Here is a 25173-nt window from a genome sequence, read left to right as displayed (position 1 = left end):
GGCCGAGCCATCATGTACGGGTTTCCAAGCTGAATACGCGGGTTCGATTCCCGTCATCGGCTCTCTTGAAGGCCCTGGTCGGTGTCGTGCAGCCGGGGCATTCGTCGTTCCCGAAGAGCCTGTACCTCCGTCGTACCTCTCGCAATGTCAGTCTGTACCGCTATTGTCCGCCGCGTGAACCTAGCTGTGTACGGACTCAACACTGCGGCGCTTCTTTTTCAACTCGCCGGGGCAGTCCTAGTTGCACTCGACGTCATGCAAGCTCAACGAAATCTCACGGGGTTCAAGGTTCGGCTGGATGAAGCCGCCGAAAAACGGCAGGAACACCTGGATCATCTCGCCCGGCAAAGCGGCCGATCGATACCAGGATTCGGCGGAGGCTCGATCAAGCTACCCACGATTGCAAACCAGGCACGTGAACAGCTGGCTGATCAGCTTGGTCCGAGCGGCATGGTCGAACGACAAGCTCTAACCGACTTTGTTCAAGCACAATTTGCGATCAGTAAGCACCGCCTATGGCTCGGGATCAGCCTGCTGTTCGCCGGCGTCATTGTCGGGTACACGGCAAACATGCTCGCCGTGGGTTAATCCAGCGTTTGCACACCAACAGCTGAAGTTGTAGGCGTGGATTCATCGTTGCTACTAATACACCCACCGATGAACTGCTACAAACCTCTCGATGAAATGATCTTCGACATCCGCATAGAGCGCCGCCACGGAACAGGAGAGATATGGAACCACACGAGAGGAAGCAGCCCTTGTGGTACTGGATCCTCGGATTGCTGCTCCTGGGTTCCGCTGTCGCCAGCACTGTTGGCGTGTACCAGGCTACGAATGGACTAAAAATACTATGCCAGGTCGCAAGTCCGATATTTATTCTGGCAGTGGGCATCTGGGTAACCGACTTCTATTTTCGCCGCGACGCGAATCAGAAGCTGCAACGAGATGTCAAAAATGCCGCGTACGGAATCAACGTGATGCTGCACGGGGTCCACGACATCGACTCCCGGCTCGCAGCTGCTTCGAATGCCCTCAACGAGGGGCGCCACCCGGAAGCACATCGGGAGGTCTACAGCGCCCTTGCGGTTATTAGCGTCACCGTACGTCAGGCATATCATTCGCTGAGAGAATGGCAAAGCCTGTCGACCGCAGGCGCAGACGCCGCACGCAAAGACTTCGAGCAGGACGACGCTCAGATCGGCAGTCGTCAACAGATCGCTGGAGTGGATGGCAAGGGAGAAACACAGAATGGCTGAACGACCTCAGATCCGCGGCAAGGTTGCCGATATCGAGGACCGCTTTATCTTGCTAATCAACAAGGGCGAGGACGAGGGGGTAGAACTCGGTATGATTTTTGCCGTAATGGACCCAGATGGTGCGCCCGTAATCGATCCCGACACAGGGGATGAACTGGGGAGGCGAGATACCGAGAAGCTTCGAGTAAAAGTTATCGACGTCTATCCACGGTTCTGCCGCGCCGAAACCTACAGGATGACCTCCCCCACGGGCATACTTGGCGGGGGCAATTATGGTCAGATCACAGACTTTCTCAGCACATTCAGTGGCCGTGAACGAATCGCAAATCAACCGCCGGCGCGCGAGGCACAGCCCACTCAGGCGGTAGTTCACGTCAAAATTGGTGACGCGGTTCGCGAGATAGCCGCATCGGTCTGACCGCCATCCCTTACCCCAGTCGCATCCTCACCACGTTCCCGACGTCCGACTGACCCGCTCCTAGCATCGCCATTGCGTCGGCATGGTCGTCCTCGAACAGATGCGCGTAGACGCCCGAGCGTAGTGGTGGCCTTCGACCGCTTCGGAGGATCATGTCATGCACCGTGCCGCCTTCGCCGTGCGTTCTGGGCGTTCCGCCGATTCCTGACTTCCCGAGCGTCGTGGAGGGCTGTCCACTCAGCCACCCGACACAGTGCGTGCCCGAACGGCGGGGCAGATCCCCAATAGGCCACTGATTCCCCCGAACCGTGTGGACTCCGCAGGGGTAGCACTTGTTGCCCATTTCAAACTTCTGAGGGAACCGCTGGCGGATCACGCCAGCCGGATGAATCGGGATCCTGGCGGAAGCCGTCTGCTCGGCTCGATGACGTTCGCGGTTGTGCTTCACGTCGGGGAGCACCGATAGAAGCACTCGAGGTGAGGTCTGCTCGAGGTAGACCCACTGACGAATATGCATCCAGTCTGGGCAGTCGCGACGATCGAGTTTCGCGGATCCTCCGGGGTGTGTGATCGATGTGGAGGCAGGCAGGCAGCCTCCACCCCTTGATAAGTAACCCAGCGCAATCGCGGTATAGGGCCCTCTACCCACCGGGCGCACCCAGAGCGTGCGTCCGTTGCTAATCGGGCCGCACCGATTGATCAGACCGGGTTGGCATTCGATCAGGCTGGCCGTACAACCTGCCGATGTAGCTCACGGCGGGTGGTTGGTTTACGTCGAACTCCCCTGGGAAACGACGGCAGACCAAAGGCCCGCACCGTGCTCCCCGCGGACGGGCCGTCGAGAACGGAGCGGGTCGTTAGCGAACGCGGTAGATGCGGTGGGTGCCGGACTTGTGACGGGCCACCGTGGTCCAGTCCTTGTCGATCCAAACTGCAGTGACTGGATCGCCCGGGATCCAGACGACTCCGTCGATGTGCTCGCAGATGAAATCGACAGGAGCGGAAGGGATATCCCGAGCGCTACGAGCTCTGCGTACCGGCTTTCAGCCTCACAGGTGATGGTGTGCGTTGCTACGCTCGGCAACTGGTGCAAGACAACCTCCATTGTCTGGTGCCAGCCCCCAGACGTGTTCCAGCACGCCGGGGGCTTCATGTTTTGTGGAGGCTGTTGTTCAATTCGTGGAACATCACTCGGAACACTCGAGGAACTGTACCGGGCGTCGTATCGGTGCCCGCGTCCGTGAGAAGACCGGTCGGGAAGTGTGGGCGAATTGGTAACAAACCGGCCAGTCCGTGCGAATCTATTTCCGGCACTCTTCGCAGAACGGACATTTTGATGAACCCTCCCGCCGGTTGGAACCCCGACCCCTTCGACCCCACGATCGACCGTTACTGGGACGGTCAGCAGTGGACTGCACAGACCCGGCCCAAGGGCGTCGACGCACCCACTCAAGCCTTCGGCACTCCCACCCAGGTCTTCGGTGCTCCCGGTTCGCCGCTGCCGGACGCAAACGCCGAGGAAGGCAAGACGCGGCGTAAGTGGCCGTGGATCGCCGGCGCAGCAGTCGTGGGGCTGGTTGCCATCGCCGCGGCGACGGGCGCGGGCAAGTCGGAAGAATCAACGACGCCTGCTGTGACCTCTTCCACGACAGCGGCGGCGACGACAACCAAAAGCACGGTCCCGTCGACGACGAAGACCGCGACTTCGTCCCTCTTGCCGACGACGACAACGATCGTGCCGCCACCGACGACGACAACCGTGGCAATCGTGCCGCTGGTTCCGCAGGTTCCGGTAACCACGACTACGCCGTACGTTCCGCCCGCCCCGGCGTACACGCCGCCGAAGACAACGGAACCCGTCTACGTTCCCCCGAAACCGTCGGGAGGAACGGTGAATCCGGGATCATTCTGCTCGTCACCTGGAGCGACAGGCGTGACAAAGAAGGGCACTCCCATGGTGTGTGGGATTGGTAGCGACGGACGAGATCGCTGGGTGTCGGCTGGCTGATTGTCCGCCGCCATCAGGGGCGCTGAACCGGTGTCGGTGCGGCGGGGCAGTATGGACGGCATGCTCCCCGAAGAATCCGACGACGTCGTCGGCGAAGACTATTCAGACGCGCGGCTGGCCGGGCAGAAGTGGCGTCAGCGCACTTTCACCAATTGCAATTTTCGAGACGCCGACCTCACCGGACTCACGACGGAGTCGGTGGTGTTCACGGATTGTGACTTCACCGGCACCGATCTGGGGGAGTCCGTGCACACGGGAACGGCGTTTCGCTCCTGCAATTTTGCTCGGACCAGCCTGTGGCACAGCACGTTCCGAAACTGCAGTCTGCTCGGGTCGACGTTCGACGGTTGCCGTATCCGGCCGTTGACGCTCGACGAAGTCGACTTCTCGTTGACCTCACTCGGTGGGGCGGACCTGAGGAAGATCGACTTCACCTCATGCCGATTCCGTGAAGCGAACCTGGTTCGGGCCGACCTGCGGGGCGCGGTCCTGGCGTCGGCGGATCTGTCCGGTGCTCGTACGGGTGGACTCAAACTCGAAGGTGCAGATCTGCGCGGCGCGCGGATCGATCCGAGCCTGTGGACGTCCGCATCCGTCGGAAACGCGCAGATCGAGTTGATGCAGGCGGTGGCTTATGCGTCGGCGCACGGTCTTGTCGTAGACATGAAGTAGAGGCGCCTAGCTCTCCACGCGCTCCTCGAGGCGCACTGTCACCATCTCGCCGGTCTCCTTGCCGATGGCTTTGCGAAGATCGGCTTTGACCGGCAGCTTGTGGTTGCCGTCTCCCAGCGCCATGAACGAACTCTGGAACGGATGTCCGTCGATCGTCCCGCGTACCTTGACCAGGCCGCGGGTGCCGAAGAACTCGGCGGACTCCGGCCAGATCACGTAGGTCCACCCACCCTTGGCGTCACTTTTCTGCAAGGTGGCTGTGAATTCCTTGTCCAGCAACATGATGACTGTCCCTTCGGGTCGTACCTTGTGATCAGCGGATGAATTCCCGTGCGAGCAGATCCATCAGCAGTCCGTCCTTCCACACACCATGGCGATCTCGCGAGTACTCGCGCATCACCCCGACGTCTTTGAACCCCACCGATCGGTAGCAAGCGATGGCGACGGAGTTGTCGACTTCCGGGTCGATGACCAGACGGTGGAATGCGAGGTCGTCGATCAGGTGGGCACACAGCACGCGAATCGATTCGCGACCGAACCCTTGGCTGTGAAAGTCTGGATCGAGGAACAAGTCGAGCCCGGCGTGGCGGAAGTCGGGGTTGTCCTCCGCCTCGTACCACTGGATGAAGCCGATCAGGTGGTCGCCGTAGAAGATGCTGTAGCGCGTGGTGCCGGCCTCCGGCGCTGCAGGCCAGTCGTCGTCGGGATTTTGCCACCACTGCACGACGTCCGGGTGCAGGTGAATTGCCCGCAGACGGGCGTGATGATCGGGCGCGACAGGGGAGAGGAGCACCCTCGGGCCGCGTAGTTCCGGAGCCGTTGTCACTCATCGACCCTAACCTGGAACAATGGTCGCCGTGACTGCAACGATCCTCGACGGCAAAGCTACCCGCGACGAAATCTTCGAAGACCTGAAGGTGCGGGTGAGCGCTCTGAAGGCAGAGGGCATCACACCCGGCTTGGGCACCATCCTGGTGGGCGACGACCCGGGATCCGCGGCTTACGTGCGCGGCAAGCACAACGACTGCGCCAAGGTCGGTATCAATTCTTTGCGACGCGACCTGCCTGCCGACATCACGCAGGAACAGCTCAACGCGACGATCGACGAGCTCAATGCCAATCCCGAGTGCACCGGCTACATCGTGCAGTTGCCGCTCCCCAAGCACCTCGACGAGAACGCGGCCCTCGAGCGTATCGACCCCGACAAGGATGCCGACGGCTTGCATCCGGTCAACCTCGGTCGACTGGTGTTGGGCAAGGAAGCCCCGCTGCCGTGCACCCCACGTGGAATCCTCCACCTTCTGCGTCGCTACGAGGTCCCGATTGCCGGTGCACACGTGGTGGTTGTCGGACGCGGCGTCACGGTCGGTCGTCCGATCGGATTGCTGCTGACGCGTCGTAGCGAGAACGCGACGGTCACGCTCTGCCACACCGGTACCCGCGATCTCGCGGCCGAGGTTCGCCGCGCCGACATCATCGTCGCTGCCGCCGGCGTTCCCGGCCTCATCACCGCAGACATGGTCAAGCCCGGAGCAGCGGTCCTCGACGTCGGCGTCAGTCGCACCGACGACGGCCTGCGCGGCGACGTGGCAGCCGACGTGAACGAGGTCGCCGGCTTCGTCTCACCCAATCCCGGTGGTGTCGGACCGCTGACCCGCGCGTTCCTGATCACCAACGTGGTCGAGCGCGCCGAGCGGGTTCTGGCCGGAGTCTGAGTCCGATGTCCTCACTGGTCGGCCTCGCGAAGAAGAATCTGCCCATGCTCGCGGTCCTCGCCGTGATCGCGGCGGCCGTGGTTCTCGTGCTGGCCGACCGGTGGCGTCGCGGCGCCCTCGTCTTCGGTGTTGCCGTCATCATCGGAGCTGCCGCTCGGTGGTTCGTTCCCGAGAATCGTGTGGGGTTGCTCGCGGTGCGCGGAAGGGTCTTCGACACTGCGGCGATGGGTGTGATGGGTGTGTTGATCGCGACGCTCGCCCTGACCATCGATCCGCTCGGCACCGACTGAGAAGATCAGTCCCCGTAGAACGAGCGAATGTCGATATCACTCAAGGGGATCCACTCCGGTGAATCTGTGGATGTCGACTTCTTTCCAGCCTTGACCGGTGCACTTCGCAGCGTCACCGCAAGTGCAGGTTCCTCGTCGATTCGCCCGGCCAGGGCGTAGATCGCGGCGAGATGGTGAACGCACGGCGAGCGTCGACCTGAGCAGTCGCAGCTGGCAGTGCACTCCGAAAGATCAACGGCTACTGCGATATTTCGAGCCTGCAGTTCGGTGACGATGCTGTCCGGCAGTTCGCCGGTGGAGACGGATCTGTTGGCCTTTCCCGCCGAACGGAGAAGGCTCTTCACTGCGGCGATTTCGGATTTGGTCCAGAGCGGGACAGAAATTGTCACCGACGAGGTTTTTGCTTTGGTGCTCACCTCCGCGACGACGGTCCCCGATGAGACCACGGTGAACTCCACGGAACCGTTGCGTGCGAGGGTACGAGCCGTCGGCAGGGACGGGTTCGGACCGGATGCCGCAGTCCGCTCCACCGTGCGCAGCCATGCTCGACCCCAAGCGGTGACACCGAATTCGTTGGCCATCAGATGATCACCGCGCCGTCGAGTTCGAGGAGTTCACGCAGTTCGGTGTCGGGTAGATCGGCCAGGGCGGCCTCGACGTTCCCGGAAACAGCATCGGCCACAGCTCGTTTGGACTCGTGCATCGCTGCGATGTGATCCTCGACGGTACCGCCCGTCACCAAGGTGTGGACGTTGACGGTGCGCTTCTGGCCGATGCGGTGTGCCCGGTCGGTTGCTTGGTCCTCGACGGCTGGGTTCCACCACCGGTCGTAGTGCACGACGTGACTTGCTCGCGTGAGGTTGAGGCCGAAGCCGGCGGCGCGCAAGCTCAGAATCAGAACCGGTGGTGAATCCGTGTCGTTCTGGAACGCGTCGACCATCGCGTCGCGCTTGTCGGTGTTCAGGCCGCCGTGAAGGAAGGGGATTGCGCCGATTCCCAACTCGGAGCCCAGGTGCCGTGAGAGCATCTCGCCCATCGTCCGGTATTGCGTGAATATCAGCGCGCGATCGCCGTCGTCGACGATCTCGGCGATCATTTCCGTTGCGCGGTCGAGCTTTCCGGATCTTCCGTAGAGGTCGTCCGTATCGCCGGTGACCTGCGCCGGATGATTGCATACCTGCTTGAGGGTGGTCAGCAGTGCAAGGATATTGCCGCGCCGGGCAATTCCCGTACCCAAACCGGTGTCGAAAGCATCTGCAACTGCAGACCGATAGATGCGCGCCTGTTCCGACGTCAGAGTGCACGAGACGGTGGAAAATTGCTTGGGCGGAAGATCCTTGGCCACTGTGTCTTTGGTTCTGCGCAGAATGAAGGGATCGATGACTGCGGCAAGCCTGGTCGCCGCGGTGGCCGATCGACCGGATTCGATCGGTACGGCAAAGCGTTGACGAAACCGTGCGCGAGTTCCGAGGACTTCGGGATTGGCGACGCGAAAGAGCGACCACAATTCTTCGAGACGGTTCTCCACCGGCGTGCCGGTCATCGCTACCTTGACGTCGGCCGACAACTGCATTGCTGCTTTCGCTGCCAGCGAAGAGGGGTTCTTGATCTGTTGTGCCTCGTCGAAGACCACTGAACTCCAATGGATCGGGGCCAATTGTGCTGCGTCGGAACGCAAGACGCTGTAGCTGGTCAGAACCGTGGTGCCGGCAGGAACACGAGTGGGAAGTGTGCGAGCAGTCCCGTGATGAACGTGTAGTGGCAGATGCGGAGCGAATCGCTCGATCTCGCGGCGCCAGTTTCCTATCACCGAGGTGGGACACACAACCAGGTGCGGACCGTCGTCGGCGCGGATCGCGATCATCGAAATCGCTTGCAGTGTCTTGCCCAAACCCATCTCGTCGGCGAGGATTCCACCGCCCGAACCCGACAGTGCAGTCAGCCAGGCAACTCCGTGCACTTGATACGGGCGCAATGTCGCCTGAATCTTTGCTCGGCGAAGACTCTCGATGGCCGCGCGCGCTTCCGTGAACAATTGCACCGTCGACCGGGCGCTTCTGATTCTCGTGTCGTCGCGCTCGATCGCGGCATGCGCTGCAGTCGGAATGTCATGTGCGCCGGTGTCGATGACGCGCTTCCATGCGAGCAACGACGGTCCGAGGTCGTCGCGACGTGCATCGAGGGTGTGCAAGGCGTCGATCGCGGTGGCGAGGTCGAGCAGTTGCGCTTCGACATCGGTCGCTGTGATCGACTCGTCGACCGGGATCGCCAGCCGGCAGATGCCCGGCGATCCCGTCGGCATCCCCAGCGCCGACAGACGCGCTGCCGGATCTGTGTCACCCCAGAACGCGAAGGACATGTGCTCGGGAATGTACGTAGCCTGCAGGCGCGTCGAGCATGGCTGATTCACGTTCGCCGATGCTAGCCGCGCCGGCTCAGGGACGCCAATGAAAATGTCGGGAAAACCTGCAGATCAGCTGTGGTTTTCCCGACATTGACGGATCCTGAAATTGTGCCTCTGTGCCGGATCAGCGGGCCGTGCGTGCGAACTCCATCGTTCGGCGAAGCAGTCCGGCGACAGCGTCCGCCTCCGTCAGGAAGCCGTCATGGCCGTCTCTGGACTTGAGTATCTCGAGGCCAGTGCACGTCGAAATGCCGTCCGCGATCTCCTCCTGCAAACGAAGGGGATACAGCCGATCCGAGTCCACGCCGCCCACGACGACCGGCGCCGTGATCGATGCCAACGCCGCTGCAACGCCGCCGCGTCCACGACCGATGTCGTGCCGGTTCATGGCCTCGGTCAGGAGGACGTACGTGCTCGGGTCGAAGCGGTCGACCAGCTTGTCTGCCTGATGTTCCAGGTAACTCTGGACGGCGTATCGTCCACCGTTCCAAGGATTTTCGTCGTTCTGAGCGGAGTTCTCGAAGCGCGCATCCAGTTCGGACTCGGTGCGGTACGTCAGGTGCGCGATGCGACGGGCGATGCCGAGTCCGGCGCGAGGTACCCGCCCCGTTCCGTGGTAGTCACCGCCCTGCCAATCCGGATCGGAGACGATGGCAGCGATCTGCGTCGTCTGGGTGCCGATCTGATCTGCGGTGGCCCGTGAACCGGTTGCGAGAACCAACGCGGAGCGAATGCTGTCCGGGTAGGTAACTGCCCATTCGAGGGTGCGCATGCCGCCCATGGATCCGCCGACTACCGAGGCCAACTGGTCTATCCCGAGGAGATCGACGAGCTTCTTCTCCGCCGCGATCTGATCCCGGATGGAGATCTCCGGGAACCTGCTGCCCCACGGCTTGCCGTCGTCGGCCAGCGAACTGGGACCGGTCGTGCCGCGACAACCACCGAGGACATTGGTTGCGATGACGCACCATTCGCCGGTGTCGATCGGTTCGCCGGCGCCGACCATCCCGTTCCACCAACCGGGGGAGGGCTGATTTGCGGAGATCGGTCCGGTGACGTGTGAGTCTCCGGTCAGTGCGTGCTCGACGAGTACGACGTTGTCGCGGTTCGGGGACAGCTCACCCCACCGCTGAACGGCGAGCGAAACCGAGGGGAGTACCGCGCCGCTCTCGAGTTCCAGGGCGCCGATGTCGACGAACCCCACCTGGCCGTCGGGCGGGGGAAGGAGGTCGATCCTGGGCTCCAATTCGTTCACGGTCACGAGTTTGCCACCGCAGCCAGGCCGACGGTGATATCGGCGATGATGTCGTCGATTCCTTCGATACCGACCGCGAGGCGAACGAGTCCGGGTGTGACACCGGAGGCGAGCTGCTCTTCGGGGGTGAGCTGCGAGTGTGTCGTCGAGGCGGGGTGGATGACGAGTGAGCGAACGTCGCCGATGTTGGCGACGTGGCTGTGCAGCGTCAGAGCGTTGACGAACGTCTTGCCCGCATCGATACCTCCGGGCAGCTCGAAGGTGACGATGGCGCCGGTTCCCTTGGGCGTCAGCTGCTTTCCGCGTTCGAACCATGGCGAGGAGGGGAGTCCCGCGTAGGAAACGGAGGCCACCTCGCCGTGGCCGTCGAGGAATTCGGCGACCTTCTGTGCATTGGACACGTGACGCTCGATGCGCAGGCTCAAGGTTTCGATGCCCTGCGCGATGAGGAACGCGTTGAACGGCGCCACGGCGGAGCCGAGATCGCGCAGCAGTTGGACGCGCGCCTTGAGTGCAAACGCCGGCGCGCCGAGGTCTGCGAAGGTGACGCCGTGGTAGCTGGGATCAGGCGTCGTGAAGTTCGTGTGGCGACCCTGCGTCCAATCGAAGGTGCCGCCGTCGACGATCACGCCGGCGATCGCGGTGCCGTGTCCGCCAAGGTATTTGGTGGCCGAGTGAACGACGATGTCGGCGCCGTGTTCGAGTGGGCGGAGCAGGTACGGCGTCGCGACTGTGTTGTCCACGATCAACGGAAGACCGTTCTCGTGGGCCAGCGACGAGATGCCGGGGAGGTCGAGGATGTGGTTCTTGGGATTAGCGATCGTCTCGCCGTAGAACGCCTTCGTGTTCGGGCGAATGGCTTCGCGCCACTGCTCGAGATCGTCGGGATCCTCGACGAAGGTGACTTCGATGCCCAGCTTGCGAAGGGTGTAATGCAAGAGGTTGTACGTGCCGCCGTACAGGTACGGGCTCGAGACGATGTGGTCGCCGGCTTCGGCAATGTTGAGGATCGCGATGGTTTCGGCAGCCTGACCCGAGGAGAGGAGGAGTGCGGCGACTCCGCCTTCGAGGGCGGCGATGCGCTGCTCGACGGCGTCCTGTGTGGGATTCATGATCCGCGTGTAGATGTTGCCAGGCTCGGCGAGGCCGAACAGTGCCGCAGCGTGATCGGTGCTGTCGAAAACGTAGCTGGTGGTCTGGTAGATCGGCAGAGCGCGCGCATTGGTGGCGGTGTCCGCTGTCTGCCCGGCGTGCACCTGCTTGGTCTCGAACGACCAGTTCGCGGTCGGATCAGAAGTTGCTGCGCCGTCGGCTGTGTTGTCGGTCATGATTTGTTCACTCCAGTGGTCTGACGGATAGATGTCGGACGGGGGCGAAGGATCGCCGCCCCGTGCTGGGGTCTATCTACAAGTGCGACACATACTGAGTTACCTCCGTGGGGCTCGGCCCGGTCTGGGGTCCGTCCCTGTCGGACCCGCGCTTGTCACCCGAATTGCGGTGGAACTGCGTGAGCAGATCCACGTCGGGAAACCTGGTCATCACCCGGGGCACCCCACCGCGGTTGGAGGGTTGCCGTCCAGCGAGCCGGGGCTTGACGCTGGCACTCATGACCAAGTCGGATTCTACCGGGAAGTGAGCGCAGTCCTGACGCGGGGCGAATTGTGAGCCGCAACCGCACGTGAGACAGAGCGACGCAGCCCACTAGCAGGCAAAAGTTACTCGCGAGTAGAGACCGATGGGTGGACCTGCCGGTTGCGGCCTCACGGGTTAGCAGTACGCTTGTCTTGTTTGGGACTCATCTCCCGAGATCAGTCCACACCGTCTAGGTTTGATAATCGAACCGTTCGCGGACCCACTCACAAAGTGTGACCGCAACCGTGTAACCAGGGAAACTTCCTAGGAGGACGCGAAGCACCCATGTCCAAAATCAAGGTTGAGGGCACCGTCGTCGAACTCGACGGCGATGAGATGACGCGCATTATCTGGCAGTTCATCAAAGACAAGTTGATCCATCCGTATCTCGATGTGAACCTCGAGTACTACGACCTCGGTATCGAGTACCGCGACGAGACCGACGACCAGGTCACCATCGACGCAGCGCACGCGATCCAGAAGCACGGCGTCGGCGTCAAATGCGCCACGATTACGCCGGACGAGGCACGTGTCGAGGAATTCGGTCTCAAGAAGATGTGGCGTTCCCCGAACGGAACGATCCGCAACATTCTCGGCGGCACGATCTTCCGCGCACCGATCATCATCTCCAACGTTCCGCGACTCGTTCCGGGCTGGACCAAGCCGATCATCATCGGCCGTCACGCATTCGGCGACCAGTACCGCGCCACAGACTTCAAGGTCCCCGGCCCCGGCAAGGTGATGATCACCTACACGCCTGAGGACGGCAGCGCACCGATCGAGCACGAACTGGTCAACTTCCCCGAAGAGGGCGGCGTCGTCCAGGGGCAGTACAACTTCACCACGTCCATCCGTGACTTCGCTCGCGCGTCGCTCACCTACGGACTGCAGCAGAACTACCCGGTGTACCTGTCCACCAAGAACACCATTCTCAAGGCGTACGACGGTGCCTTCAAGGACATCTTCCAGCACGTCTACGAGACCGAGTTCAAGGCTGAGTTCGATGCCGCAGGTCTGACCTACGAGCACCGCCTCATCGACGACATGGTCGCTTCCGCACTCAAGTGGGAGGGTGGATACGTCTGGGCATGCAAGAACTACGACGGCGACGTCCAGTCCGACACCGTGGCCCAGGGCTTCGGCTCGCTCGGCCTCATGACGTCGGTTCTGCTGACACCGGACGGAAGGACCTGTGAGGCAGAGGCTGCTCACGGCACCGTGACGCGTCACTACCGTCAGCACCAGCAGGGCAAGCCCACCTCGACCAACCCGATCGCGTCCATCTTCGCGTGGACCCGCGGACTCGAGCATCGTGGCAAGCTCGACAGCACCCCTGAGGTCATCGGCTTCGCGCAGGCGCTCGAAGACGTTGTCATCAAGACCGTCGAAAGCGGCCAGATGACCAAGGACCTCTCGATGCTGGTCGGCGGCGATCAGGGCTACCTGACCACCGAGGAGTTCCTCGGTGCACTCGACGTGAACCTGCAGAAGGCCATGGCCGCGAAGTAGATTCACTGTTTCACCTTCTGATGGGACGTCCGGGAAACCGGGCGTCCCATTTGTGTTCGCGGTCTCACGTGAGTGAACTCACCCGCTCTCACTTGGAAGTTCAACCAGGTGTGAGACCACAATTGATCAGTGACTTCGTCTACCCTCTCTCGTTCTGACACCTCGACACCCGGGGTTCGTTCCGCCAGAGGTCCAGCGATGCTCGCTCTTGCCCTCGGCGGTTTCGGTATCGGCACAACCGAGTTCGTCGCCATGGGATTGCTCCCGGAAATGGCATCCGGGCTCGGCGTCTCGGAACCCATCGCGGGTCACGTGATCTCGGCGTACGCGCTCGGGGTTGTCGTCGGTGCTCCGCTGATCGCTGCTCTCACCGCACGGGTACCGCGCCGCACCCTGTTGATCGCACTCATGGTCGCATTCACCGTCGGCAATGCCGCTTCGGTCTTTGCGCCCTCGTACACGACGCTGATGATGGCTCGATTCGTCGCTGGATTGCCGCACGGCGCGTACTTCGGAGTCGCCGCACTGGTCGCCGCTCATTTGGCCGAACCAGGTAAACGCGCGAAGGCCGTGGCGATGGTGATGATGGGTCTGTCCGTGGCCAATGTGATCGGGGTGCCGGTCGCGGCCTGGATCGGCCAGGCACTCGGCTGGCGCAGCGCCTTCGCCTTGGTCGCCGTGATCGGGGTGGCAACCGTTGCTTCGCTGTTCGTCTGGATTCCGCGGTTGGACGGTATGCCGGTGACGAATCCGATCACCGAACTCGGGGCGCTGGGCCGCGTTCAGGTGTGGATGACCCTGATCGTGGGAATGGTCGGATTCGGCGGGATGTTCGCCGTCTACACCTACATCAGTACGACGCTCACCGACGTGTCCGGTCTCGGTGCTTCGTTCATTCCTCTGGCGCTCATGCTGTACGGACTGGGCATGGTCGCCGGCAACTTCGTCGGTGGATACCTCGCGGATCGCGCACTGATGAAGGGTTTGTTCCTGTCGATGGGATCCCTCGTGGTGATCCTCGCGGTCTTCGTGATCGCCGTGCGCAATCCGTACACGGCGCTTGTCTTCGTCTTCCTCATCGGGCTTGCCGGGTCCTCGATGGTTCCTGGCCTTCAGACACGGTTGATGGATGTCGCCGAGGACGCTCAGACCTTGGCTGCGTCTCTCAATCACGCCGCGCTGAACATCGCCAATGCCTTCGGAGCGTGGATCGGAGGCGTCGTCATCGCTGCCGGTTACGGGTATACCGCACCGGCAGCGGTTGGGTCGTTGCTGGCCGTCGCGGGTCTCGTCGTGCTGGCGGTTGCGGTGATTCTGCAGCGTAGGGCCGTGCGCTGACCTGGGCGCCCATCCGCGTCGGTGGAATCGGCTACGGTGCTTGCCGTGCCACAAACTGCTGACTCCCACATTCTTGCGCCCCACACCATCACGTCCGTGAACGTCAACGGCGTTCGAGCAGCTGCCCGCAAGGGCATGCTCGATTGGCTGGAGAAGACGTCGGCGGATTTCATCTGCCTTCAGGAAACGCGTGCGTCGGACGATCAGCTTCGCGAGACTCTCGAACCAGCGCTCGGCAACGGATGGTTCCTCGTCTCCGCCGAGCCGTCCGCGAAGGGACGCAACGGAGTCGCTGTGCTTTCACGCACGGAACCTGACGCGGTGCGGATCGGTCACGGCGACGACGAGTTTCTCGACGCCGGTCGATACATCGAAGCCGACTTCGCGGATCTGACCGTCGCGAGCCTGTACCTGCCCTCCGGTGAGGCGCTCACGCCGAAGCAGGAGGAGAAAGAGCGGTTCATGGCGTCCTTCGCAGTTCACCTCGCCTCCACCGCTGCGGCGGCCGAGGCTGCCGATCGTCACGTGGTGGTCAGCGGCGATTGGAACATCGCGCACACCGAACTCGACCTCAAGAACTGGAAGACCAACAAGAAGTCTTCGGGATTCCTCCCCGAGGAGCGCGCCTGGATGGATCTGCTGTTCGCCGAAGATTCCGCGTGGGTCGATGTCTTCCGCACCCTCCATCCGGGTGTCGACGGTCCGTACTCGTGGTGGTCGTACCGCGGCAAGGCATTCGACAACGATTCGGGTTGGCGTATCGACTACCAGGTTGCCACCCGCGGATACGCCGAGCGGGCCAAGGTTGCGCTCGTGGAACGCGCTGAGTCCTACGACCTCCGTTGGTCGGATCACGCACCTGTCACTGTCTCGTACCGGTAGGAGCGCTCGTGTCTGAAGGTCTGAAAATGCCGAGCGCAAAGACGCGCAACGCCATCATCACCGTCGTGGTGGCTGTGGTGGCGCTCGTACTGGCGGTAACCCTTTCTTCACGTGACTCCGACAGTTCGGCGTCGTCGGTTACGAAGTCCTCGAGTGCCCAGTCCTCGACTGTTCAAGCCAAGCCGGGTGCTACCACCAAGGCCGCGCCGTCGAGTTCCGTGCCCTCGAGCTCCGCGCCCTCCAGCTCCGCGCCCTCCAGCTCCGCCGTCAAGACAACGCAGCAGACGAACAGCGATGCGCCGACGCGCGTTCTCGCCACGCTCGTGGAGATCGACGCCGGGCGGTGGCCGGATTCCGCCAATGCGCCGGGCACCAAGGGCGGCATCACCTTCCGCAACAGCGAAGGGCGTCTGCCCGCTGTCGGTGCCGGTGGCGGACGTGTCGTCTATCAGGAATGGGACGTCAACGCGAAGAAAAACGGCCAAGGTCGTGATGCCGAGCGAATCGTCACCGGTAACGACGGTTCGGCGTGGTACACCCTCGATCACTACGACACGTTTGTGAGGATTCGCTGATGTCCGACTCGTCTACGGTCAGCGTGGCGCAGTGGCTGGATCCGTCTTCGGATGTGGCTTCAGTGGCCCTGCGGAGCGACCCGGCCGTCGCAGATGATCTTGCACGTGAACTCCGTGGCGAGAATTTTGTCGTTCGGGTGGTTCGCGGCGAGAACATGCGAACAACGGCGCAGGTCTTCGACGAGTTCGCGGCAGCCTTCCAGTTTCCGTCCCACTTCGGGCGCAACAAAGACGCTTTCGACGATGTCATGCGCGATCTCGACGGCGTACTCGGACTTGGCGCCGGATATGTAGTTGTGATCCGAGGTGCGGGTTCTCTACTGTCCGAGCAACAGGATCAGTTGGAGTGGTTCCGCGAAACGATGGACTTCTACACCGAAGAATGGGAACCCGTCGTTTTCCGGACCGTCTACCAGTTCGGTGCGGAGGACCTCACCGCCCACGGTGAAGACCTCGTCGAACTCGACTACCCGGGCACCACGCCACTGCACTGATTTCCACTCGTGAAAAGATCGGAACCATGTCGACCCCTGCAGAACAGAAGCCCACCGCAAAGCCTCGCGTGCTTTCCGGAATCCAGCCGACGTCGGATTCTTTCCACCTCGGCAACTACCTGGGTGCGCTGCAGCAGTGGGTTCCGTTGCAGGACGATTTCGACGCTTTCTACTTCATTCCGGATCTTCACGCCATCACGGTGACGCAGGACCCGAAGGAATTGCGTCGTCGCACCAAGGTTGCGGTGGCTCAGCTTCTTGCGGTGGGGATCGATCCGGATCGGGCGACGCTGTTCGTACAGAGTCAGGTTCCCGAGCACGCACAGTTGGCGTGGGTCCTGAACTGCATCACCGGTTTCGGTGAAGCCAGCCGTATGACGCAGTTCAAGGACAAGTCCGCCAAGCAAGGCAGCGACAACGCCAGTGTCGGTTTGTTCACGTATCCGGTTCTGATGGCCGCGGACATCCTTCTGTACCGCCCGCAGCGAGTTCCGGTGGGTGAGGATCAGCGTCAGCACCTCGAACTCGCACGCGATCTGGCCGGCCGGTTCAACACCCGCTACGGCAAGGCGTTCGTTGTTCCCGAGCCGCAGATCATCAAGGGCACGGCAAAGATCTACGACCTGCAGGATCCGACCGCCAAGATGAGCAAGTCCGCCGCCAGTGCGGCCGGACTGATCAATCTGCTCGACGATCCGAAGGTGTCGGCAAAGAAGATCAAGTCGGCCGTCACCGACAACGAGCGCGAGATTCGTTTCGACCCGCAGGCCAAGCCGGGCGTCAGCAACCTGCTCACCATTCAGTCGGCTCTCTCGGGAGTACCGATCGAGACTCTGGTCGCCGGTTACGAGGGCAAGGGGTACGGCGACCTCAAGACCGATACCGCTGATGTGCTGACCGAGTTCGTCACCCCACTCAAGGCGAAGGTCGACGGTTACCTTGCCGACGAGGCAGAGCTGGATCGCATCATCGCGGCTGGAGCGCACCGCGCCCGTGAGGTGTCTTCACGCACTCTCGCCGCTGTCTATGACAAGGTCGGATTCCTGGCACCGAAGGGCTGACTTACGCGAATTCGGACTCACGACGCCTGACCGAACATGAGGGGGACGGCAATGGCTGACACGGACGACGACGCACCGAGCTTTCTCGAGAAGCAACGAGCAGCGCGACCCTGGCTCGATCATCTGGTTCGCGCCGCAGGACGTTTCCAAGAGCAAAAGGGCGATTACTACGCTGCGGGAATCACGTACTTCAGTGTTCTCGCATTGATTCCGATCATGATGGTCGCGTTTGCAGTGGCCGGTTTCGTATTGGCCGGGCATCCCGAGTACCTGGAGTCGATTCAGGAGCAGATCACCAAGAGCATTCCGGGCAGCTTGGGTGACACCATCAACACGCTGATCGATTCGGCTATCGACTCGCGCGCGAGCGTCGGAATCTTCGGTCTCCTGGGTGCCGCGTACGCGGGTCTCGGTTGGATGGCAAATGTTCGCGACGCGCTGACGGCGATGTGGGAGAGCAAGCGCGAGCCGAAGGGTTTCGTTCGTACCAAACTCGGTGACGCAGGGGCCCTCATCGGTCTGGCTCTCGCCATGGTCGTCTCACTGGGAATGTCGGCGCTGAGCAGCGGGCCGGTTGCGACTCAGATCGTGAAATGGCTCAACCTCGAGAACATCACCGGTATCGGTGTGGGGCTCAGAGTCGTTTCACTGTTGCTCTCACTCCTGGCGACGTGGGCGGTGTTCCTGTGGGTGATTGCCCGGCTACCGCGCGAGCCTGTCACGCTGCGGAGCGCCGCGCAGGCAGCGCTTATCGCCGCGGTCGTATTCGAGATCTTCAAGCAGGTAGGTGCGATCTACCTCGCGGCCGTCACCAGTGGCCCGGCGGGCGTGGCATTCGGCCCGATCATCGGTTTGCTCGTGTTCGTGTTCACTGCGTCGAGGATGCTGCTGTTCTGCACGGCGTGGGCGGCGACGACAAAGGAAAGTATGGCTCTCGCCTTCGTTCCGCCGCCGGATCCGGCCGTGATCTCGCCGCGAATCGTTGTCAGTGACGGAGCTTCACCGTCTCGCGTGGCTGCGTTGATCGCCACGGGTGCGGTTGCCGGCCTGGGTCTTTCGGGCTTCATGCGCCGTCGGCCGCGCTAGCGCCTTCGACGGTTCAGGGCAACGGCTCCCGCCACCAGCGCGATCACCACAACTCCGCCGACAGCACCGATGAGGATGCGGTCAGTGGTGTCCGACTCGGTGTCGGTAGCGGTGGGTGCTGCCGAAATCGAGCCTGGTGCAGCGGCAGACGGTGTGCGAGTGACGTCGGGCGTGGCATCGTCGGTCGATCGGTCCGTCAACGAGCCGACGGTTGTGCTCGCGGGAAGTGCATATCCGTAGTCGAGTAGACGGGCAGCCTGCTCCCACGGACGGATCGGCTTGGCTTCGCCGCCCATCAATGTCACCAGTAGTTTCCGGCCGTTGCGCTCCGCAGCACCGACGTACGTGTGGCGGGCGTCGTCGGTGAAGCCGGTCTTGCCGCCCAATGCGCCGTCGTAGTTGTAGAGCAACTGATTGTCGTTCGCGAGAGTGAATCCGGGGCGATCCTGATCGTCCGGAATCGTCGGATCTTTGGGGAAGCCGGGAAACTCGACGGTTTCGGTATGGATCAGTCCGGCAAACGTCGGATTCTGGAGGGCTGTATGGAAGATTACGGCCAGGTCGTACGGTGAGCTGCTCATTCCCGGGCCGTCGAGTCCGGATGGAGTTGCCGTGCGGGTGTCGAGGGCGCCGAGTTCGGCCGCGAGCGCGTTCATTTTCGACACGGCTGCAGCGTCACCGCCGAGTTGGCGGGCAAGAGCGTGCGCGGCATCGTTTCCCGACGCCATGACCAGACCCTGCATCAGTTGCCGGTTGGTGTACTTGCCGCCCTTGCCGATGCCGACAGCGCTACCTTCAGCGTCCGCGTCTTCGGCAGTTGCGGTGATTTCGGTGTCGAGATCGAGTTCGTCGAGAGCGACGAGAGCCAACAGCATCTTGATGGTGCTGGCCGGTCGGTAGCGACCGTGCGGATCTTTCGCGGCGAGGACCTCACCGGTTTCGGCGTTCGCGAGTACCCATCCGGATGCCGCGATGTCGGCCGGGAGCGGGGGAGCGCCGTCAGGAAGTACGACGCCACACTCGCCGAGCTTGTCTCCACCGACGGGGCTTTCCGGAATCGGGACGGCAGTCGGGGCCGTGGATCCGGGCGCGGGTGCTTCGGAGAGATCGATCGCCGGCGCCGGGCTACTCGTGAACGGGCAGCTGTCGGTGTTGGGTGTTGTGAACGGTGCCTCGGTGGTGGTGGTGGTGGTGGTGGGCGGCGGCGGGGCCGGTTGGGCGCCGGCCACTCCCGAGGTCCCTACGACACCGGTAAACGCAATGCTCCCTGAGAGCACTGTTCCGGCCACTGCCACTGCACACTTTCGACGCCACATCATCGATATACGAGGGTATGCGAACGTGAGGGAACGTCCGAATCGCCACGCAAGCAGAGGGATCGAAAACAGGCGATTCGGTTTGTACATCGGTCATAGTGGACGATCGCCGCTGATGAGTTCCACCACCACGCAGAGTCTGTAACAGTGGGGTAGTCGACTACTCGAATGGCGCACACGCACTGACGACAGGGGATCGGTATGGGCAAGATCGTGGTGACAGAATTCGTGTCTTTGGACATGGTCATGGAAGCGCCCGGTGGCGAACCGGGCTATGCGCACACTGGATGGGTCTTTCCGTACCAGGAGGGCGATCAGATGAAGTTCAAACTCGACGAAACCCTCGCCGCGGACGTGCTTCTACTCGGTCGACGGACCTACGAGAGCTTCGCCGGTGCCTGGCCTGAGCGCGAGGACGACCAAGGCTTTGCGGACAAGATGAACGAGATGCCCAAGTACGTCGTCACGAGTTCGACGGAGCCGCTCGAATGGAACAACTCGACGGCGCTCGACGGTCCCATCGAGGAATCCGTTCCGAAGTTGAAGGAACAGATCGACGGCGAAATCCTGGTCGCGGGAAGTCGGACGCTCGTCCACGCGTTGTTGCTGGCCGGTCTGGTCGACGAGCTGCGACTGATGGTCTTCCCGGTCATTCTCGGGTCCGGCGGGAGAGTGTTCCCCGAATCGGCCGACAAGATCGACCTCGAGTTGAAGGACGATCGTCGGTACGAATCCGGAGTTCAGGTGCTGACGTACCACCCCACGGTCGCGTAGACCTCTCGAAAACATCTGTGGCCGAGCCTCTTCGAGAGTTTCGGTCACAGATGTTTTGCCGGCTAACTGTTCTCGGGGAAGCCGAGGTTGATGCCGCCGTGGCTGGGGTCGAGCCAGCGACTGGTGACGGCTTTACCTCGCGTGAAGAAATGAACACCTTCTGTCCCGTGAGCGTGGGTGTCACCGAAGAGGCTGTTCTTCCAGCCGCCGAAGCTGTAGTAGGCCATGGGAACCGGGATGGGGACGTTGATGCCGATCATGCCGACCTCCACCTCGTTCTGGAAGCGTCGGGCAGCGCCGCCGTCGTTGGTGAAGATGGCGGTGCCGTTTCCGTACGGGTTGTTGTTGATCAGTTCGAGGGCTTGGTCGTAGGTATCGACGCGCACGACGGAGAGAACAGGCCCGAAGATTTCGTCGGTGTAGATCGACATGTCGGTGGTGACGTGGTCGATGAGGGTGGGTCCAAGCCAGAAGCCGTCCGGTCCACCATCGGCCTGGACTGTACGTCCGTCGACCACGATGGTGGCGCCGTCCTTCTCGCCTGCATCGACGTATGAGGCGACCTTGTCGCGGTGGGCCTTGGTGACGAGCGGACCCATGTCGGAGTTCTTGGTGCCGTCACCGGTGACGAGGGGAGTGGTGCGCTCGACGATCTTGGCGACCAGTTCGTCGGCGATGTTGCCGACTGCGACCAGGGCGGAGATCGCCATGCATCGTTCGCCCGCGGAGCCGAATCCCGCGTTGACCATTGCGTCGGCGGCGAGGTCGAGGTCGGCGTCCGGCAGAACGATGGCGTGGTTCTTGGCGCCGCCGAGTGCTTGCACGCGTTTGCCGTTGGCGGTGCCGGTGGCATAGACGTACTGGGCGATGGGGGTGGATCCGACAAACGAAATCGATTTGACTGCTTTGTTTTCCAGAAGTTCATCGACGGCGAGCTTGTCACCTTGGAGTACGTTGAAGACGCCGGGGGGCAGACCGGCTTCGGCCCAGAGTTCGGCGAGCCAGATCGCCGCGGTGGGGTCCTTCTCCGAGGGTTTGAGAATCACGGTGTTCCCGGCGGCGATGGCGACCGGGAAGAACCACATCGGGACCATCGCGGGAAAGTTGAAGGGGGAGATGATGCCTACGGGGCCGAGGGGTTGGCGGATGGAGTAGACGTCGACCTTGGTCGATGCATTCTCGGTGTATCCGCCCTTGAGGAGATGCGGTATTCCGCAGGCGAATTCGACTACTTCTTGTCCGCGGCTGATTTCGCCGAGGGCGTCGGAGAGAACCTTGCCGTGCTCGGCTGTGATGATCTCGGCGAGTTCACCTTTGCGAGCGTTGAGGAGTTCGCGGAAGCTGAACAGTATCTGTGTGCGCCGGGCCAGGGAGGTGTCACGCCAGGCGGGGAAGGCCGCCGCAGCAGCGTCGATGACGGTGCGGGCATCCTCGAGGTTCGCCAGGGCTAGTCGGCCGGTGATCTGTCCGGTGGCGGGGTTGGTGACGGGGGCGGTGTTCTCGGATGTTCCGGCGAACGACTTGCCGTCCAACCAGTGTGCGATGACACGAGTATCAGTGCTGGTCATGGTATTTCCTAGTGGTCTGGTGGCTCAGGAGTTCGGGGAGGTGTACTTGGCGACATAGTCGTTCATCGTCTCGCGCTGGTACCGGGAAACCTCGTGTGCGTTTTCGTTCTCGGCGAAGACGCTCGACACCATCACGGTGTTGTCACGATCGTAGAAGCCGAGTTTGCCGAGGCCGCCGAAGAATTCGTCCCAGTTGACGTCTCCGTCCCCGATTTTGAGGTGTTGATGCACGCGAACGGCATTGCCTGGCGGATTGGTGATGTAGCGAAGTCCGTGGGAACGGTGATGATCCATGGTGTCTGCCACATGTACGAGACGGACCATGTCGCCGGCGGCCTCCATGATGGCGGGAAGGTCCCCACCCATGTGGAATTGGTGGCACGCCACGATCACCATGCCGAGGTTCTTGGAGTTCACGCCACGGATCGTGCGGATCGCGGCAAGTCCGTCTTCGACAAAATCGTCCGGGTGCGGGTCGATCAGGACGTCGATCCCCTCGCGTTCGATGATCGGAAGCAGTTCCTCCATCGAACGATAGAACGCACGCTCGGACTCTTCGGCTTTCTCGGGGCGGCCGGAGAATTCGGTGTTCATGACGTTGACACCGAGATCGACCGTGATCTGGATGGCCCGCTTCCAGTAACGCACTGCTGCTTCGCGAGCGTCCTCGTCCGGGCCGGACCACCGAAGGACCGGGAGCACCGACGCGATGTCGACTCCCGCACTCGCGCAGGCCTTCCGGAACTCGGCGACGAGCGCGTCGTCGGCTTTCGGGTGATTGAAGAACGGGATCATGTCGACGTGCGGTGTGAGCTGCAGGTACTCGTACCCGAGATCGGCAACAACTCGGGGAAGCTCCAGCAGCGAGTAATCGTGATGGAACGGAGTGGGATCGAGAGCGACCTTCATCGCTACGCCCCGGCCACAGAGTCGCGCGCAACCATGTCCACGACGACGCGCTGACCCGTCTCCAGAGACTTCACGCCAGCGGCGCAGACAGCGGCCGCGGCGTACCCGTCCCAGGCACCAGGTCCGTCGATGTAGTTGCCGGTGCCGGCGCCCGTCTTCACTGCCTTGATCCACCGGGCGAACTCGGTGTCGTATGCCTGCCCGAAGCGTTCGCGGAATCCTGGGGTGATCTGCCCACCCCAGTTGCCGGGCTTGGTCTTTCGGATCAGTCCCACGTCGAGTCCGATCATCGCGCTTCCGAGTTCGCCGACAACTTCGGTGCGCACTTCGTAGGCAACTCCGGTGGTGACAAACACCTCGGCGTCGACGTGTCTACCGGACTCGGTCTCGAATATAGCGATCTGTGGGTCTTGAATGCCCTCGGGAGCAAGCGAATTCGCAGACGGCCGAATTATCTGCACCGAGGTGATCTCTTCGTCGAGCAGGAATCGCGTCACGTCGACCTCGTGGACGAGTGAGTCCTTGACGATCATCGCGCTGTCGAAGCCGTTCGGAACCGCAGGATTGCGGTGCGCGCAGTGAACAACGAGAGGGCGACCGAGATCGCCGCTGTCGATCAAATCCTTGAGCTGGGTGTATTCGTGGTCGAACCGGCGCATGAAACCGACCTGGATCAGTTTCTTTCCCAGCGCTGCTTCGGCTTTGACGATCGCCAGCGAACTGCCCGCGTCGGTGGTCAGCGGCTTCTCGCAGAGAACCGGCTTGCCTGCTTCGAGGCAGGCAAGTACCTGCTTCTCATGGGTCGGGCCCGGGGTTGCGAGCACAACGGCGTCGACGTCCTCGGCTGCGATGGCATCGAACGGATCGACGACGACGCGTGACCCCGGCGTCAATGCTGCGATTTCCTCGGCGCGGGCAAGAGAGTAGTCGTTGACGACAGTGACTCGGGCACCGCCGATTTTGTTGGTGATGCGGTCGACGTGATCGGCCCCCATGATGCCGACGCCGAGCACTGCGATCCGGAGATCCTGGTTGTCAGACATGCGGTGGTACTCCTCGATTGTGTTGCTCAGCTGAAACGGACGGCGGGGACGCCACAGGTGGACAGGTACTTCTGAGTGCGCGCTGCGATGGGCAGCGGTGTGTCGGGATGGCAGGGATACATGTCCTGCTCGACGATCGCGAACACGTCGATGCCGAGCTTCTCGATGGCCTCCAGAAGCGGCGGCATGTCCGGGATTCCGCGCGGTGGTTCGATCATCGCGCCGAGTTTGACGGCTTCGCCGAACGGCAGGTCCTCCGCCTCCACCTTGGCGACGATCGCCGGATCCACCTGCTTGAGGTGCAGGTACCCGATGCGCTCCGGATGCTTGTTGATGATGGCCAGGTTGTCGCCGCCGCAGTAGCTGATGTGGCCGGTATCGAGGCACAGGTTCACGAAACGCTCGTCTGTACCTTCGAGGAACTTGTAGACGTTGTGCTCGATGTCGACGTGGCTGTCCGCATGAGGGTGGTACTGCGCCATGACGCCGTACTCCTCGAGCATCGCCTTGCCGAGAGCGTTCATGCCGTCGGTTTTCTTGCGCCACTGCTCGGGAGTCAGATTGCGATCCTCGAGTACCGCTCCGGTGGAAGGATCGCGCCACATCTCGGGTATGACCACTACGTGCTTGCCGCCGACGGCTGCGGTCAACTTGGCGACGTCCTTGATCTGATTCCAGACGGCATCCCAGGAATCGTCCTGGTGCAGGTGTTCGAAAACGGTACCGGCCGAAAGCTTGAGGCCGCGTGCTCCGAGTTCGTCAGTCAGCTTGGCTGGATCGGTCGGAAGGTATCCGAACGGACCGAGTTCGATCCATTCGTATCCCGACGCGGACACCTCGTCGAGGAATCGCGTGTACGGGGTCTGCTGAGGGTCGTCCGGAAACCACACACCCCAGGAGTCGGGGGCTGATCCGACGCGAATCGCGCTCATGTCTAGATTCCTTTCGCGGGCAGTCTTTTTGGGGTG

At 62.2% G+C, this 25173-nt stretch carries 26 protein-coding genes and 1 riboswitch; of the genes, 15 read left to right on the top strand and 11 right to left on the bottom strand.

What is annotated here, in order from left to right; genetic code table 11:
* Positions 1 to 174: 174 nt before the first annotated feature.
* The 5 genes from R4P70_RS17630 to R4P70_RS17610 all read left to right on the top strand — a co-directional run bounded on the left by R4P70_RS17630 (position 175) and on the right by R4P70_RS17610 (position 4354).
* Entirely contained in the window at positions 175 to 588 is a 414-nt protein-coding gene (locus R4P70_RS17630) for a hypothetical protein (RefSeq protein WP_317831045.1), read from the top strand.
* A 143-nt stretch (positions 589 to 731) separates the two neighbouring features.
* Complete coding sequence (locus tag R4P70_RS17625; protein WP_047271799.1) at positions 732 to 1256, top strand: hypothetical protein; 525 nt, start codon at positions 732 to 734, stop codon at positions 1254 to 1256.
* Positions 1249 to 1674 carry a hypothetical protein gene (locus R4P70_RS17620; protein ID WP_317831044.1) on the top strand — a complete coding sequence of 142 codons (426 nt, stop codon included), beginning with the start codon at positions 1249 to 1251 and terminating at the stop codon, positions 1672 to 1674. Before R4P70_RS17625 ends, R4P70_RS17620 begins: the two co-directional genes overlap by 8 nt.
* A 1336-nt stretch (positions 1675 to 3010) precedes the next feature.
* Complete coding sequence (locus tag R4P70_RS17615) at positions 3011 to 3682, top strand: DUF2510 domain-containing protein (RefSeq protein WP_317831043.1); 672 nt, start codon at positions 3011 to 3013, stop codon at positions 3680 to 3682.
* Between the two features lie 51 nt (positions 3683 to 3733).
* Positions 3734 to 4354 carry a pentapeptide repeat-containing protein gene (locus R4P70_RS17610; protein ID WP_287483430.1) on the top strand — a complete coding sequence of 207 codons (621 nt, stop codon included), beginning with the start codon at positions 3734 to 3736 and terminating at the stop codon, positions 4352 to 4354.
* Positions 4355 to 4360: 6 nt separating this feature from the next.
* Here R4P70_RS17610 and R4P70_RS17605 read toward each other — a convergent pair whose 3' ends face one another.
* Both R4P70_RS17605 and R4P70_RS17600 read right to left on the bottom strand, forming a co-directional pair.
* Positions 4361 to 4636 carry a DUF1905 domain-containing protein gene (locus R4P70_RS17605; RefSeq protein WP_020969121.1) on the bottom strand — a complete coding sequence of 92 codons (276 nt, stop codon included), beginning with the start codon at positions 4634 to 4636 and terminating at the stop codon, positions 4361 to 4363.
* A 31-nt stretch (positions 4637 to 4667) separates the two neighbouring features.
* Positions 4668 to 5147: a GNAT family N-acetyltransferase gene (locus R4P70_RS17600; RefSeq protein ID WP_019747653.1), complete on the bottom strand. Its 480-nt coding sequence runs from the start codon at positions 5145 to 5147 to the stop codon at positions 4668 to 4670.
* Between the two features lie 64 nt (positions 5148 to 5211).
* Between R4P70_RS17600 and R4P70_RS17595 the strand changes: the two genes are divergently transcribed.
* Entirely contained in the window at positions 5212 to 6069 is an 858-nt protein-coding gene (locus R4P70_RS17595; protein ID WP_007727401.1) for a bifunctional methylenetetrahydrofolate dehydrogenase/methenyltetrahydrofolate cyclohydrolase, read from the top strand.
* Between the two features lie 5 nt (positions 6070 to 6074).
* A complete protein-coding gene (locus R4P70_RS17590) occupies positions 6075 to 6359 on the top strand; it encodes a DUF3017 domain-containing protein (protein ID WP_003940740.1) in 285 nt (94 codons plus the stop codon).
* A 5-nt stretch (positions 6360 to 6364) separates the two neighbouring features.
* On the opposite strand, the gene R4P70_RS17585 is transcribed toward R4P70_RS17590, so the two are convergent.
* The 4 genes from R4P70_RS17585 to R4P70_RS17570 all read right to left on the bottom strand — a co-directional run bounded on the left by R4P70_RS17585 (position 6365) and on the right by R4P70_RS17570 (position 11346).
* Positions 6365 to 6940, bottom strand: coding sequence for a hypothetical protein (locus R4P70_RS17585; RefSeq protein WP_020969123.1), 576 nt, complete (start codon positions 6938 to 6940; stop codon positions 6365 to 6367).
* Entirely contained in the window at positions 6940 to 8769 is a 1830-nt protein-coding gene (locus R4P70_RS17580; protein ID WP_241896052.1) for a DEAD/DEAH box helicase, read from the bottom strand. Before R4P70_RS17580 ends, R4P70_RS17585 begins: the two co-directional genes overlap by 1 nt.
* 118 nt (positions 8770 to 8887) lie before the next feature.
* Positions 8888 to 10024, bottom strand: a complete 1137-nt coding sequence (gene metX / locus R4P70_RS17575; protein ID WP_020969125.1) for a homoserine O-acetyltransferase MetX — start codon at positions 10022 to 10024, stop codon at positions 8888 to 8890.
* Positions 10021 to 11346 carry a bifunctional o-acetylhomoserine/o-acetylserine sulfhydrylase gene (locus R4P70_RS17570; protein WP_080909702.1) on the bottom strand — a complete coding sequence of 442 codons (1326 nt, stop codon included), beginning with the start codon at positions 11344 to 11346 and terminating at the stop codon, positions 10021 to 10023. Before R4P70_RS17570 ends, metX begins: the two co-directional genes overlap by 4 nt.
* A gap of 143 nt (positions 11347 to 11489) precedes the next feature.
* Positions 11490 to 11630, bottom strand: a riboswitch (SAM riboswitch).
* A gap of 305 nt (positions 11631 to 11935) precedes the next feature.
* Between R4P70_RS17570 and R4P70_RS17565 the strand changes: the two genes are divergently transcribed.
* The 7 genes from R4P70_RS17565 to yhjD all read left to right on the top strand — a co-directional run bounded on the left by R4P70_RS17565 (position 11936) and on the right by yhjD (position 18595).
* The gene (locus R4P70_RS17565; protein WP_019747659.1) at positions 11936 to 13159 is read left to right on the top strand and encodes an NADP-dependent isocitrate dehydrogenase; all 1224 of its coding nucleotides are present in this window, start codon (positions 11936 to 11938) and stop codon (positions 13157 to 13159) included.
* Between the two features lie 129 nt (positions 13160 to 13288).
* Positions 13289 to 14497, top strand: coding sequence for an MFS transporter (locus R4P70_RS17560; protein ID WP_021332495.1), 1209 nt, complete (start codon positions 13289 to 13291; stop codon positions 14495 to 14497).
* A gap of 36 nt (positions 14498 to 14533) precedes the next feature.
* Positions 14534 to 15379, top strand: coding sequence for an exodeoxyribonuclease III (locus R4P70_RS17555; RefSeq protein WP_020969128.1), 846 nt, complete (start codon positions 14534 to 14536; stop codon positions 15377 to 15379).
* Positions 15380 to 15405: 26 nt separating this feature from the next.
* The gene (locus R4P70_RS17550) at positions 15406 to 15954 is read left to right on the top strand and encodes a ribonuclease domain-containing protein (protein WP_046378291.1); all 549 of its coding nucleotides are present in this window, start codon (positions 15406 to 15408) and stop codon (positions 15952 to 15954) included.
* Positions 15954 to 16448, top strand: coding sequence for a barstar family protein (locus R4P70_RS17545; RefSeq protein ID WP_029254979.1), 495 nt, complete (start codon positions 15954 to 15956; stop codon positions 16446 to 16448). The genes R4P70_RS17550 and R4P70_RS17545 overlap by 1 nt, the downstream gene beginning before the upstream one ends.
* A gap of 26 nt (positions 16449 to 16474) precedes the next feature.
* Positions 16475 to 17509 carry a tryptophan--tRNA ligase gene (trpS, locus tag R4P70_RS17540; RefSeq protein WP_003941025.1) on the top strand — a complete coding sequence of 345 codons (1035 nt, stop codon included), beginning with the start codon at positions 16475 to 16477 and terminating at the stop codon, positions 17507 to 17509.
* 51 nt (positions 17510 to 17560) lie between these two features.
* Complete coding sequence (gene yhjD, locus R4P70_RS17535; RefSeq protein ID WP_317831042.1) at positions 17561 to 18595, top strand: inner membrane protein YhjD; 1035 nt, start codon at positions 17561 to 17563, stop codon at positions 18593 to 18595.
* Here yhjD and R4P70_RS17530 read toward each other — a convergent pair.
* Positions 18592 to 19914 (bottom strand): D-alanyl-D-alanine carboxypeptidase family protein, encoded by a 1323-nt coding sequence (locus R4P70_RS17530; RefSeq protein WP_317831041.1) that lies wholly within the window; start codon positions 19912 to 19914, stop codon positions 18592 to 18594. The genes yhjD and R4P70_RS17530 overlap by 4 nt on opposite strands.
* 198 nt (positions 19915 to 20112) lie before the next feature.
* On the opposite strand from R4P70_RS17530, the gene R4P70_RS17525 reads away from it, so the two are divergent.
* Positions 20113 to 20685: a dihydrofolate reductase family protein gene (locus R4P70_RS17525; RefSeq protein ID WP_019747666.1), complete on the top strand. Its 573-nt coding sequence runs from the start codon at positions 20113 to 20115 to the stop codon at positions 20683 to 20685.
* A 62-nt stretch (positions 20686 to 20747) separates the two neighbouring features.
* Here R4P70_RS17525 and R4P70_RS17520 read toward each other — a convergent pair whose 3' ends face one another.
* From R4P70_RS17520 to R4P70_RS17505, 4 genes are read right to left on the bottom strand one after another with little or no spacing between them, the layout of a single operon-like run.
* Positions 20748 to 22253 (bottom strand): CoA-acylating methylmalonate-semialdehyde dehydrogenase, encoded by a 1506-nt coding sequence (locus R4P70_RS17520; RefSeq protein WP_317831040.1) that lies wholly within the window; start codon positions 22251 to 22253, stop codon positions 20748 to 20750.
* Between the two features lie 24 nt (positions 22254 to 22277).
* A complete protein-coding gene (locus R4P70_RS17515; RefSeq protein WP_317831039.1) occupies positions 22278 to 23162 on the bottom strand; it encodes a sugar phosphate isomerase/epimerase in 885 nt (294 codons plus the stop codon).
* A gap of 2 nt (positions 23163 to 23164) precedes the next feature.
* Complete coding sequence (locus tag R4P70_RS17510) at positions 23165 to 24205, bottom strand: Gfo/Idh/MocA family oxidoreductase (RefSeq protein ID WP_317831038.1); 1041 nt, start codon at positions 24203 to 24205, stop codon at positions 23165 to 23167.
* Positions 24206 to 24231: 26 nt separating this feature from the next.
* Complete coding sequence (locus R4P70_RS17505; RefSeq protein ID WP_151530929.1) at positions 24232 to 25137, bottom strand: sugar phosphate isomerase/epimerase family protein; 906 nt, start codon at positions 25135 to 25137, stop codon at positions 24232 to 24234.
* Positions 25138 to 25173: the final 36 nt, after the last annotated feature.

It is taken from the genome of Rhodococcus sp. IEGM 1241, from assembly GCF_033142365.1.
GTDB lineage: Bacteria > Actinomycetota > Actinomycetes > Mycobacteriales > Mycobacteriaceae > Rhodococcus_F > Rhodococcus_F erythropolis.
Note: the sequence above shows the minus strand (reverse complement) of the source record. Positions and strands in the feature narration are given on the sequence as shown.

Coding starts and splice junctions, on each gene's coding strand:
- R4P70_RS17545 (WP_029254979.1), top strand. CDS start 15,954: ATGTCCGACTCGTCTACGGTCAGCGTGGCGCAGTGGCTGGATCCGTCT.
- R4P70_RS17610 (WP_287483430.1), top strand. CDS start 3,734: ATGGACGGCATGCTCCCCGAAGAATCCGACGACGTCGTCGGCGAAGAC.
- R4P70_RS17550 (WP_046378291.1), top strand. CDS start 15,406: ATGCCGAGCGCAAAGACGCGCAACGCCATCATCACCGTCGTGGTGGCT.
- R4P70_RS17515 (WP_317831039.1), bottom strand. CDS start 23,162: ATGAAGGTCGCTCTCGATCCCACTCCGTTCCATCACGATTACTCGCTG.
- R4P70_RS17505 (WP_151530929.1), bottom strand. CDS start 25,137: ATGAGCGCGATTCGCGTCGGATCAGCCCCCGACTCCTGGGGTGTGTGG.
- R4P70_RS17520 (WP_317831040.1), bottom strand. CDS start 22,253: ATGACCAGCACTGATACTCGTGTCATCGCACACTGGTTGGACGGCAAG.
- R4P70_RS17585 (WP_020969123.1), bottom strand. CDS start 6,940: ATGGCCAACGAATTCGGTGTCACCGCTTGGGGTCGAGCATGGCTGCGC.
- R4P70_RS17625 (WP_047271799.1), top strand. CDS start 732: ATGGAACCACACGAGAGGAAGCAGCCCTTGTGGTACTGGATCCTCGGA.
- R4P70_RS17615 (WP_317831043.1), top strand. CDS start 3,011: ATGAACCCTCCCGCCGGTTGGAACCCCGACCCCTTCGACCCCACGATC.
- R4P70_RS17590 (WP_003940740.1), top strand. CDS start 6,075: ATGTCCTCACTGGTCGGCCTCGCGAAGAAGAATCTGCCCATGCTCGCG.
- R4P70_RS17525 (WP_019747666.1), top strand. CDS start 20,113: ATGGGCAAGATCGTGGTGACAGAATTCGTGTCTTTGGACATGGTCATG.
- R4P70_RS17510 (WP_317831038.1), bottom strand. CDS start 24,205: ATGTCTGACAACCAGGATCTCCGGATCGCAGTGCTCGGCGTCGGCATC.
- R4P70_RS17570 (WP_080909702.1), bottom strand. CDS start 11,346: ATGACCGACAACACAGCCGACGGCGCAGCAACTTCTGATCCGACCGCG.
- R4P70_RS17530 (WP_317831041.1), bottom strand. CDS start 19,914: ATGATGTGGCGTCGAAAGTGTGCAGTGGCAGTGGCCGGAACAGTGCTC.
- R4P70_RS17620 (WP_317831044.1), top strand. CDS start 1,249: ATGGCTGAACGACCTCAGATCCGCGGCAAGGTTGCCGATATCGAGGAC.
- R4P70_RS17565 (WP_019747659.1), top strand. CDS start 11,936: ATGTCCAAAATCAAGGTTGAGGGCACCGTCGTCGAACTCGACGGCGAT.
- yhjD (WP_317831042.1), top strand. CDS start 17,561: ATGGCTGACACGGACGACGACGCACCGAGCTTTCTCGAGAAGCAACGA.
- R4P70_RS17605 (WP_020969121.1), bottom strand. CDS start 4,636: ATGTTGCTGGACAAGGAATTCACAGCCACCTTGCAGAAAAGTGACGCC.
- trpS (WP_003941025.1), top strand. CDS start 16,475: ATGTCGACCCCTGCAGAACAGAAGCCCACCGCAAAGCCTCGCGTGCTT.